Source organism: Pseudomonas sp. Mb7, from assembly GCF_054790525.1.
Map to the genome: position 1 here is coordinate 5,061,195 of NZ_CP186501.1, position 11,374 is coordinate 5,072,568.

General features: G+C 59.8%; 9 protein-coding genes. 6 read left to right on the plus strand and 3 right to left on the minus strand.

The features are described 5' to 3' along the window. Positions 1–89: 89 nt before the first annotated feature. Entirely contained in the window at positions 90–1,145 is a 1,056-nt protein-coding gene (bioB, locus tag ACOYXH_RS22895; RefSeq protein ID WP_007910031.1) for a biotin synthase BioB, read from the minus strand. A 91-nt stretch (positions 1,146–1,236) separates the two neighbouring features. On the opposite strand from bioB, the gene ACOYXH_RS22900 reads away from it, so the two are divergent. The 5 genes from ACOYXH_RS22900 (at position 1,237) to rarD (ending at position 7,129) form a co-directional block, all read left to right on the plus strand. Continuing rightward, positions 1,237–1,971: a ComF family protein gene (locus tag ACOYXH_RS22900; RefSeq protein ID WP_220557082.1), complete on the plus strand. Its 735-nt coding sequence runs from the start codon at positions 1,237–1,239 to the stop codon at positions 1,969–1,971. 182 nt (positions 1,972–2,153) lie between these two features. Continuing rightward, complete coding sequence (locus ACOYXH_RS22905; RefSeq protein ID WP_460409959.1) at positions 2,154–2,918, plus strand: TOBE domain-containing protein; 765 nt, start codon at positions 2,154–2,156, stop codon at positions 2,916–2,918. A 70-nt stretch (positions 2,919–2,988) separates the two neighbouring features. Next, positions 2,989–4,890, plus strand: a complete 1,902-nt coding sequence (locus ACOYXH_RS22910) for a PhoX family protein (protein WP_093429938.1) — start codon at positions 2,989–2,991, stop codon at positions 4,888–4,890. Between the two features lie 170 nt (positions 4,891–5,060). Then, positions 5,061–6,035 carry a serine/threonine protein kinase gene (locus tag ACOYXH_RS22915; protein ID WP_093429937.1) on the plus strand — a complete coding sequence of 325 codons (975 nt, stop codon included), beginning with the start codon at positions 5,061–5,063 and terminating at the stop codon, positions 6,033–6,035. Between the two features lie 206 nt (positions 6,036–6,241). Continuing rightward, positions 6,242–7,129, plus strand: a complete 888-nt coding sequence (rarD, locus tag ACOYXH_RS22920) for an EamA family transporter RarD (protein ID WP_093429936.1) — start codon at positions 6,242–6,244, stop codon at positions 7,127–7,129. A gap of 223 nt (positions 7,130–7,352) precedes the next feature. On the opposite strand, the gene ACOYXH_RS22925 is transcribed toward rarD, so the two are convergent. Further along, positions 7,353–7,871, minus strand: a complete 519-nt coding sequence (locus ACOYXH_RS22925; RefSeq protein ID WP_093429935.1) for a glycine cleavage system transcriptional repressor — start codon at positions 7,869–7,871, stop codon at positions 7,353–7,355. A gap of 453 nt (positions 7,872–8,324) precedes the next feature. On the opposite strand from ACOYXH_RS22925, the gene ACOYXH_RS22930 reads away from it, so the two are divergent. Further along, positions 8,325–10,502 (plus strand): malate synthase G, encoded by a 2,178-nt coding sequence (locus ACOYXH_RS22930; protein ID WP_460409960.1) that lies wholly within the window; start codon positions 8,325–8,327, stop codon positions 10,500–10,502. A 399-nt stretch (positions 10,503–10,901) separates the two neighbouring features. On the opposite strand, the gene ACOYXH_RS22935 is transcribed toward ACOYXH_RS22930, so the two are convergent. Beyond that, the gene (locus ACOYXH_RS22935; protein ID WP_095050287.1) at positions 10,902–11,348 is read right to left on the minus strand and encodes a response regulator; all 447 of its coding nucleotides are present in this window, start codon (positions 11,346–11,348) and stop codon (positions 10,902–10,904) included. Positions 11,349–11,374: the final 26 nt, after the last annotated feature.

Genomic DNA, 11,374 nt, shown 5'->3' on the forward strand with positions numbered 1-11,374 from the left:
CAACATCAATGTCGACTGAGGCACCGCTTTCGCGAGCAGGCTCGCTCCCACAAGGGGTTTTGCATTCCTTCAGAGGAATCCGCGCAGCTTTAAACCGCGGCGTTGTAGAACTGCTCGCTGCTCTTCTGCTCCACCAGCGCCTGCTCGATCGCGGCCTGATGCACCTCATCGGAATGCTCTTCACGGGCCTCCGGTTGAATGCCCAGACGCGCGAACAGCTGCATGTCCTTGTCAGCCTGCGGGTTGGCGGTGGTCAGCAGTTTGTCGCCGTAGAAAATCGAGTTGGCGCCGGCGAAAAATGCCAAGGCCTGCATCTGCTCGTTCATCGCTTCGCGGCCGGCGGACAGGCGCACGTGGGATTGCGGCATGAGAATGCGCGCCACGGCAAGCATGCGGATAAAGTCGAACGGGTCGACGTCTTCGGCGTTTTCCAGTGGCGTGCCAGCGACTTTCACCAGCATGTTGATCGGCACCGATTCCGGATGCTCAGGCAGGTTGGCCAGCTGGATCAGCAGATTGGCGCGGTCATCCAGCGACTCGCCCATGCCGAGAATGCCGCCGGAGCAGATCTTCATCCCCGATTCCCGCACATAGGCCAGCGTTTGCAGACGTTCGCTGTAAGTACGGGTGGTGATGATGCTGCCGTAGAACTCGGGCGACGTGTCGAGGTTGTGGTTGTAGTAATCGAGGCCGGCCTTGGCCAGTGCTTCTGTCTGATCCTGATCGAGGCGACCGAGGGTCATGCAGGTTTCCAAGCCCATGGCTTTCACGCCTTCGACCATTTTCAGTACGTACGGCATGTCTTTGGCCGACGGGTGTTTCCACGCCGCGCCCATGCAGAAACGTGTCGAGCCGATGGCCTTGGCACGTGCCGCCTCTTCGAGGACCTTCTGCACTTCCATCAGCTTTTCTTTTTCCAGACCGGTGTTGTAGTGACCGGACTGCGGGCAGTACTTGCAGTCTTCCGGGCAGGCGCCGGTCTTGATCGACAGCAGGGTCGAAACCTGCACGCGGTTGGCGTTGAAATGTGCGCGGTGCACCGTTTGCGCCTGGAACAGCAAGTCGTTGAATGGCTGTACGAAGAGTGCTTTGACTTCGGCCAGAGACCAGTCGTGACGCAGGGTGGCAGTGGTGCTCGCGCTCATGGGTAGTTCCTTGGTTATGCTTGGCTGGCGGCTGCGGGAACGGAATACCCACAGGCGCGACACGGATGTTCGGCATATTTAAGGAAGAGTCATGCGCTGTCAACCACGATACGAAGGACAGGTTTACATCTGTTTAAATAATGTACAGAGCTGCTTGCTTTGCGATGAGCCGGCAGAAGCAGAAATGCCAATATGTGTGGCCTGCGAAACTGATTTGCCGTGGCTCGGCGACCACTGCCAGACCTGCGCTCTGCCACTCTTCGCCGCCGGCCTGACCTGTGGCGAGTGCCTGCTAGAGCCGCCGGCATTCGAACAGGTGGTGGTGCCGTGGCGCTATGGCTTCCCGGTCGACAGTTTGATTACGCGTTTTAAACACAACGCAAAATGGCCGTTTGGTCACCTGCTCGCCGACGTTCTCGGGCAATACCTGCAACATCGCTTCGATGAGGGGTTACCGAGGCCTGATGTGTTGTTGCCGGTGCCGCTGGCGAACAAACGCCTGCGTCAACGCGGGTTCAACCAGGCTGCGATGCTGGCGCGGTGGTTGAGTCAGTCACTGGATCTGCCGTGCGAAGAACGGGTTCTGCGGCGAATCAAGGATACCGACGCTCAGCAAAATCTCGATGCCAAGGCGCGTAAAGGTAATCTGCGCAATGCTTTCAGCCTGATACCCGACTCCGATGTGAAAGGCCGGCATCTGGCGTTGATCGATGATGTGCTGACTACGGGTGCCACTGCCCAGGCAATCGCCCGGTTACTGATGAACGCAGGCGCTGCACGGGTCGATGTCTATTGCCTGGCCCGCACGCCAAAACCCGGAACCTGAGCCAGCACAATCCCTGTAGGAGTGAGCCTGCTCGCGATAGCGTCATCATTGCCAACATTTATGCTGACTGATCCACCGCAATCGCGAGCAGGCTCACTCCTACAAGGGATCTCGGCTCGACTTGACTCTCGCGTCGCTAGCGGCCAACTTCCACGTCCACCGCCACAAAAAAGCACCCATCCATGTCCATGCCTTCCCTGCTCTCCCAGCACATCGTCCGCCGTCCGCAGCGCATCGCCTTGCTGCAACACATCGCCGAACAGGGCTCGATCACCCGCGCGGCGAAAAGCGCAGGCCTGAGTTACAAAGCGGCGTGGGACGCCATTGATGAGCTGAACAACCTGGCGCAAAAACCATTGGTCGAGCGCGCCGTCGGTGGCAAGGGTGGCGGCGGTGCGAAACTCTCCAGCGAAGGCGAGCGCGTTTTGCGCCTGTACCAAAAACTGCAGGCCTTGCAGGCCCAGGTGCTGGAGGCAGCGGAAGACGCCAGTGATCTGGATCTGCTCGGTCGTTTGATGCTCAGAACCAGCGCACGCAATCAGTTGCACGGCAAGGTCGTGGCGATCGAAGCGCAGGGCCGCAATGACCTGATCCGCCTCGAACTGGCCGAAGGCCTGTGCCTCGACGCGCAGATCACCCACGACAGCACCGTGCATCTGGAGCTGCAAGCCGGCACCGAAGTGGTGGCCCTGATCAAGGCCGGCTGGCTGGAATTGCTCAGCAACGAGCAGCCTGCAACGTTTGGTCACAATCTTCTCAACGGCACCATCGAAACGATCCTCGACGCCGAGGATGGCCCGAGCGAAGTGCGCATTGCCCTGCCCAACGGCCATACCCTCTGTGCCCTGGCGGAACCGCTGGACCTGCGCACTCGCGGGCTGGGCGTCGCACAACCGGTGCAGGTGCAGTTTTCGCCGTCCAATGTGCTGCTCGGCACGCCGCTGTAATCAGGCGCTGCAACGAAAGCGTCATCGACGCTCATTAAGGTGGCTGCCAAAACCATGCAGGGAGCCTGATGTGAGCCTATTAGAAGAAAACCAATCCACTGACCTGGAAAAAATGGTCGGCCTCAGCCGTCGCGGTTTCATCGGCGCCGGTGCGCTGTGCGGCGCGGCGATGTTCCTCGGCGGCAGCCTGTTGAGCCGCAGCGCGCTGGCCACTGGCGTCAGCGCCGGCAACAGTCGTCTGCTCGGTTTCGAGAGTATTCCGGCGGCAACCACCGACGTCATCACCCTGCCCAAAGGCTACAAGTCTTCGGTGCTGATCAGTTGGGGCCAGCCCCTGCAGAAGAACGGCCCGGCCTTCGACCCGAGCGGCAACGGCACCGCGGCCGCACAGGAAGTGCAATTCGGCGACAACAACGACGGCATGAGCCTGTTCGCCTTCCCCGACGACCGCAATCGCGCGTTGATGGCGATCAACAACGAATACACCAACTACCGCTACCTCTACCCGCACGGCGGCATGCCGCAATCGGCCGAAGACGTGCGTAAAGCACTGGCCTGCGAGGGCGTGTCGGTGATCGAGGTACAGCGCAAGAACGGCCAATGGCAGTTCGTTCAGGGCTCACGCTACAACCGCCGCATTCACGGCAACTCACCGCTGCGCATCAGCGGCCCGGCTGCCGGTCACGACTTGATGAAAACGGCAGCCGACAAACACGGCAAGAAAGTCCTCGGCACCTTCCAGAACTGCGCCAACGGCAAAACGCCGTGGGGCACTTACCTGACCTGCGAAGAAAACTTCACCGACTGTTTCGGCAGCAGCAATGCCCAGCAACAGTTCGACCCGGCGCAGAAGCGTTACGGCGTCTCGGTCGCCAGCCGCGAAATCAACTGGCACCCGTACGACCCGCGCTTCGACATGGCGAAAAACCCCAACGAACTCAACCGTCACGGCTGGGTGGTCGAGATCGATCCGTTCGACCCGCAATCGACCCCGGTCAAACGCACCGCGCTGGGCCGCTTCAAACATGAAAACGCCGCACTGGCCGAGACCGACGACGGTCGCGCCGTGGTGTACATGGGCGACGACGAGCGTGGCGAGTTCATCTACAAATTCGTCAGCCGCGACCGCATCAACCACCGCAACGCCAAGGCCAACCGCGACATCCTCGATCACGGCACCTTGTACGTGGCGAAATTCGACAACGGCGACAGCAACCCCGATCACCCGAAAGGCCAGGGCCAGTGGATCGAGCTGACCCACGGCAAAAACGGCATCGACGCCAGCAGCGGCTTTGCCGATCAGGCCGAAGTGCTGATCCATGCACGCCTCGCCGCCAGCGTGGTTGGTGCAACACGCATGGACCGCCCGGAATGGATCGTCGTCAGTCCGAAGGATGGCCAGGTCTATTGCACCCTGACCAACAACGCCAAGCGCGGCGAAGACGGGCAGCCGGTGGGCGGGCCGAACCCGCGCGAGAAAAACGTCTACGGGCAAATTCTGCGCTGGCGCACCGACCGTGACGATCACGCATCGAAGACGTTTGCCTGGGACCTGTTTGTAGTCGCCGGTAATCCGGGCGTGCATGCCGGGACGCCGAAGGGTGGCTCGAAGAACATCACCCCGCAGAACATGTTCAACAGCCCGGATGGCCTGGGTTTCGACAAGGCCGGTCGCCTGTGGATTCTCACTGATGGCGATTCGAGCAACGCCGGCGACTTTGCCGGGATGGGCAATAACCAGATGCTTTGCGCCGATCCCAAGACCGGTGAAATTCGCCGGTTCATGGTCGGGCCGATTGGTTGTGAGGTGACGGGGATCAGTTTCTCGCCGGATCAGAAAACCCTGTTTGTCGGGATTCAGCATCCGGGGGAGAACGGCGGGTCGACCTTCCCCGAGCATCTGCCGAATGGCAAGCCGCGGTCTTCGGTGATGGCGATCACTCGCGAGGATGGTGGAATCGTCGGCGCCTGACAGGCCCTCATCGCGAGCAGGCTCACTCCTACATTTGGAATGCGTGCGTTCCCCTGTAGGAGTGAGCCTGCTCGCGATAGCGTCAGCACAGACACCAACCACCTCCCCCGCTGCCATCTGCGCTACCATGCTGGGCCGGACGCGGCAGCCTGCTGCGCGCAGGAGTCAGCATGGCCCACCCGTTTGAAACCCTCACCCCAGACCTCGTGCTCGATGCCGTTGAAAGCATCGGTTTCCTGAGCGATGCGCGCATTCTCGCGCTCAACAGCTACGAAAACCGCGTCTATCAGGTCGGCATCGAAGACTCCGAACCGCTGATCGCCAAGTTCTACCGCCCGCAACGCTGGACCAACGAAGCCATCCTCGAAGAACATCAATTCACCTTCGAACTGGCCAACGTCGACATCCCGGTGGTAGCGCCGCTGATCCACAACGGCGAAACCCTGCACGAGCATGCCGGTTTCCGCTTCACCCTGTTCCCGCGTCGCGGCGGTCGTGCGCCGGAGCCGGGCAACCTTGATCAGCTGTATCGCCTCGGCCAGTTGCTCGGGCGCATCCACGCGGTCGGCGCGACCAAGCCGTTCGAACACCGTGAAGCCCTCGCCGTGCAGAACTTCGGCCATGCCTCGCTGAACACCTTGCTTGAAGGCAACTTCATTCCGAAAAGCCTGCTGCCGGCCTACGAGTCTGTCGCCCGCGACCTGCTCAAACGCGTGGAAGATGCCTACGCCAACACGCCGCACCAGAACATCCGCATGCACGGCGACTGTCACCCCGGCAACATGATGTGCCGCGACGAGATGTTCCACATCGTCGACCTCGACGACTGCCGCATGGGCCCGGCGGTGCAGGACATCTGGATGATGCTCGCCGGTGATCGTCAGGAATGCCTAGGGCAGTTGTCGGAACTGATGGACGGCTACAACGAGTTCCACGACTTCGATCCGCGAGAACTGGCGCTGATCGAGCCGCTGCGCGCCTTGCGCCTGATGCACTACAGCGCCTGGCTCGCGCGGCGCTGGGATGACCCGGCCTTCCCGCACAGTTTTCCGTGGTTTGGCACCGAGCGTTATTGGGGTGATCAGGTGCTGGCGCTGCGTGAGCAGCTATCCGCGCTGAATGAAGAGCCACTGAAACTCTTCTGATCACCACCTCCCCCTTGTAGGAGTGAGCCTGCTCGCGATAGAGCTTTGTCAGTCGACGTAAATGTTAAATGTCAGACCGCGATCGCGAGCAGGCTCACTCCTACATTTGTCCGGTGTTCACAATTTCCCGACCATTGCGCTACGGCACTCGTAGACAAATCTCCTTACAATCCCTCCTTTGTTAGCTGCCTAAGCAAGGATTCTGCATGCAAGCCGCCAACCCGCGTCGCGGGTACATTCTGGGCCTGAGCGCCTACATCATCTGGGGCCTGTTCCCGATCTACTTCAAAGCCATCGCCGAAGTGCCGGCCGTTGAAATCATCATCCATCGAGTGCTGTGGTCGGCGCTGTTTGGTGCGTTGTTGCTGATGGTGTGGAAACACCCGGGCTGGTTGCGCGAACTGCTCGACAACCCTAAACGTTTGGCGATTCTGGCCTTGAGCGGCACGTTGATCGCGGCCAACTGGCTGACCTACGTGTGGTCGGTGAATAACGGGCGCATGCTGGAAGCGAGCCTCGGTTACTACATCAACCCGTTGGTAAACGTGCTGTTGGGCATGTTGATTCTCGGCGAGCGCTTGCGGCGGATGCAGTGGCTCGCGGTCGGCCTGGCGGCGGTCGGTGTGGCGCAACAGGTGTGGCAGGTCGGCAGTCTGCCGTGGGTGTCGCTGGTGCTGGCGTTGACGTTCGGCTTCTACGGTCTGATCCGCAAACAGGCGCCGGTCAAGGCGTTGCCGGGACTGGTGGTGGAAACCTGGATGCTGGTACCGATCGCGATTGCCTGGCTGCTGTTCAATCAGACCGCGACCAGCGCCCAACCGGAGTTCTGGACCACCTCGCAAGCCTGGTGGCTGGTAGCGGCCGGCCCGGTGACATTGGTCCCGCTGGTGTGCTTCAACGCTGCCACGCGTCACTTGCCCTACACCACCATCGGCTTCTTGCAATACCTGGCGCCGACTTTGGTGCTGCTGCAAGCCGTGCTGCTGTTCGGTGAGCATCTATCGTCCAGCACACTGGTGGCGTTTATCTTCATTTGGGCCGGCCTGGCCGTTTACAGCGTCGATGCCGTGATCAGTTTACGCCGGCGCAGCTGATCAAAAAACGTACAAACCCTCACAGGCCACGGTTCTCGTGGCCTGCATCGTTCCTTCCCAAGGTTATCCACAGCGTGATCCCCGCCATTTGTGTGCAAGTCACTGAATGTTGGCGGTTTTTTGATCAGTTCCGCGCAAGCCCCGGCCGGCTTGGCGCTGCGCCCGGTCTCTACAGGTTATCCACAGGCAGGTGCACGTTAAAACTGGATAACCCGGTCAGCGCTTAACTGTCTGTGCGTAACACCAGTTCGACCATCAGATCATCAGCCAGGGTTTCCAGCCGCGACTGCAATACATCCAGCGACAGGGTTAGCGGTACCGCGAGAATCGCTTCGGCGTGGAACAGCGGTTCGCTGCTCATCGGTGCCGGACGCACTTCAGTCACCAGCCGCTCAAGGTTGACGCCCTGCTCGCTCAACAGCCGAGTGATGTCGCGGACGATACCGGGCCGGTCATTGCCCACCAACTCCATGGCGATCGGCTTCCAGGTGCAGGATTGCTCGATGCCACTCTCAGCAATCAATACGCGAATGCCATGCGTCGACAATGCTTGTAAGGCATCGACTAATTCGTCGTAAGCCTCTGCCGGCACCCCGACCCGAAGAATCCCGGCGAACTGCCCGGCCATCCGCGACATGCGGCTTTCCAGCCAGTTACCGCCGTGTTCGGCAATGCATTGGGCGATGCGCTCGACCTGCCCGGGCTTGTCCGGGGCGAATACGGTGAGTACGAGATGGTCCATGGCGCAGCCCTCTTGTCATGACTTTTGTTGTAGAAGGGCAAGTATAGGCAAGGGACGGTCCGCCGCCTCAGACGCCCGAAACAACAAATCGTGTACAACTTTTTATATTTAGCTGGAACAATCCATCTGTTTTTTGAGAACATCCCGTTCCGCGATGTGACCGCAATGCGACATGAGGTCGCAGAACGACGTAATTAGTCTGATTTTCACAAGCGCAACTCATCATGTAGTATGCCGCAGCGCGCACTACATAACGCTGAACCGATGTCTGCCCAAAGCCTGTTCGCAACCCTGAAAGCCCCGTCAGCAAGGCCCCAAGCCGTTGATTGGTCCCAGCCCAGCCGCCAGCAATGGCATGTACTGGTCGGCAGGTTTGTGGTTTAAATGGCCAGAGGCTTCATTGTCAAATTGAAGAGCTGAAAAGCGAAATAGCTGAGCAGAGTGAGGCAAGCAATGACTGAACACGTTCAAGTCGGTGGCCTGCAGGTCGCCAAAGTCCTGTTCGACTTCGTGAACAACGAAGCCATTCCCGGTACCGGCCTCACCGCCGAAAAATTCTGGGAAGGTGCCGACAAGGTCATTCATGACCTGGCGCCGAAGAACAAAGCCCTACTCGCCAAACGCGATGACTTCCAGGCTCGTATTGACGCCTGGCATCAGGAACGCAACGGTCAGGCGCACGACGCCGTGGCCTACAAAGCCTTCCTGCAAGAAATCGGTTATCTGTTGCCAGAAGCGGCTGATTTCCAGGCAACGACGCAAAACGTCGATGATGAAATCGCCCGCACCGCCGGCCCGCAACTCGTTGTGCCGGTGATGAACGCCCGCTTCGCTCTCAATGCCTCGAATGCCCGCTGGGGTTCGCTGTATGACGCCCTCTACGGCACCGACGCAATCAGCGAAGAAGGTGGCGCGGAAAAAGGCAAAGGCTACAACGAGGTGCGTGGCGACAAAGTCATCGCCTTCGCCCGTGCCTTCCTCGACGAAGCCGCGCCATTGGCTGCTGGCTCCCACGTCGATTCGACCGGCTACAAAATCGCCGACGGCAAACTGCTGGTCACCCTCAAGGGCGGCAGCAACAGTGGTCTGCGCGACGATGCACAACTGATTGGTTTCCAGGGCGACGCCAACGCGCCAATCGCGATCCTGCTGAAACACAACGGTCTGCATTTCGAAATCCAGGTCGACGCCACTACCCCGGTTGGCCAGACCGACCCGGCCGGCGTCAAAGACATCCTGATGGAAGCGGCGCTGACCACCATCATGGACTGCGAAGACTCCGTGGCCGCCGTCGATGCCGACGACAAAGTGGTGATCTACCGTAACTGGCTCGGCCTGATGAAGGGCGATCTCGCGGAATCGGTGTCCAAGGGCGGTCAGACCTTCACCCGCACCATGAACCCGGATCGCACCTACACCGCGCCAAATGGCGGTGAAGTGACGTTGCACGGTCGTTCGCTGCTGTTCGTGCGCAACGTTGGCCACTTGATGACCATCGACGCGATCCTCGACAAAGACGGCAACGAAGTTCCGGAAGGCATCCTCGACGGTCTGGTGACTTGCCTGGCGGCGATGCACAACCTCAACGGCAATACCTCGCGTCGTAACACCCGCACCGGCTCGGTCTACATCGTTAAACCGAAGATGCACGGCCCGGAAGAAGCAGCGTTCACCAACGAGCTGTTCGGCCGCATCGAAGACGTGTTGGGCCTTACGCGCAACACCCTGAAAGTCGGGATCATGGACGAGGAGCGCCGCACCACGGTCAATCTCAAGGCCTGCATCAAAGCGGCCAGCGAGCGCGTGGTGTTCATTAACACCGGTTTCCTCGACCGCACTGGCGACGAAATCCACACCTCCATGGAAGCCGGCCCGGTGGTACGCAAGGCCGACATGAAGGCTGAGAAGTGGATCGGCGCTTACGAAAACTGGAACGTCGATATCGGTCTGAGCACCGGCCTGCAAGGTCGCGCGCAAATCGGTAAAGGCATGTGGGCGATGCCGGACCTGATGGCGGCGATGCTCGAACAGAAAATCGCGCACCCGTTGGCCGGTGCTAACACCGCTTGGGTGCCGTCGCCGACTGCTGCTGCGCTGCACGCGCTGCACTACCACAAGGTCGACGTGTTCGCCCGTCAGGCCGAACTGGCCAAACGTGCTCGCGCTTCGGTAGACGATATCCTGACCATTCCGCTGGCGGTCAACCCGAACTGGACTCCGGAGCAGATCAAGAACGAACTGGACAACAATTCCCAGGGCATTCTTGGCTATGTGGTGCGCTGGATCGACCAGGGCGTGGGTTGCTCGAAAGTGCCGGACATCAATGACGTCGGCCTGATGGAAGACCGTGCCACGCTGCGTATCTCCAGCCAGCACATCGCCAACTGGCTGCGCCACGGTGTAGTCACCGAAGCGCAAGTGATGGAAAGCCTCAAGCGCATGGCGCCGGTGGTGGATCGTCAGAACGCCAACGACCCGCTGTACCGTCCGCTGGCACCCAACTTCGACAGCAACATCGCCTTCCAGGCGGCGGTCGAACTGGTGATCGAAGGCACCAAACAGCCGAACGGCTACACCGAGCCGGTGCTGCACCGTCGTCGTCGCGAGTTCAAGAAGGCCAACGGCCTGTAACTTGCGCTGAATGCCGGACATGAAAAAGCCCTGATCGAAAGATCAGGGCTTTTTTGTTTGTGCTGTGGATTGGATTTTTGTGGTGGGCTTGAGATCCATCCCCCCTCACCCCAGCCCTCTCCCCCAGGGGGGAGAGGGGGAAAGGGAGCAGATCTGTATGCTTTTCAAAATCTGAGCTCGACTCAGGAATTGCCAAGGGTAGAGGGGAAAGGGAGCCGATCTCTGTGCTTTTCAAAATCTGAGCTCGGCTCAGGAGTTGCCAAGGGTAGAAGGGAAAGGGAGCCGATCTTTGTGCTTTCAAAACCGGAGTTCGACTCGGGAATCTCAGGTCGGTGTACCTCAAACATTCACCGCGGTCAGTCCCCTCTCCCTCCGGGAGAGGGCTAGGGTGAGGGGCTCTTAGGGTTCAATCCCCAATTCATGTTTCACCAACTCCAACAACTTGCCCGTATCAATCGGCTTGAGCAGAAAATCCACCACGCTCAAATGCATCGCCGCGATCGCGTCTTTCACATCGGCATCGCCCGAGACAATGATGATCGGCATCGCCGCCCTTACCGACTCACGCACCTGGCGGATCAGCTCAAGGCCACCGACATGGCCCATGCGCAGATCGGTAATCACCAGCCCAATCGAAGGTTTTTCTTCGAGCATCTTCAGCGCCGTCTCGCCACTGGCTGCGGTCATGCAACGAATGCCATCCAACGCGAGAATCTCCGACAACAGCTCTCGGGCGTCCTTGTCGTCATCGACGATCAGTACACGCTGCGGCGGCAAATCGGGTTCGAGCATTACAGCGCTGAGCGCTTCACGCTCGGCGTCGCTCAAAATATCGTGGTCGGACATGGCGTTCTCTACGTTTTCAAATCAAT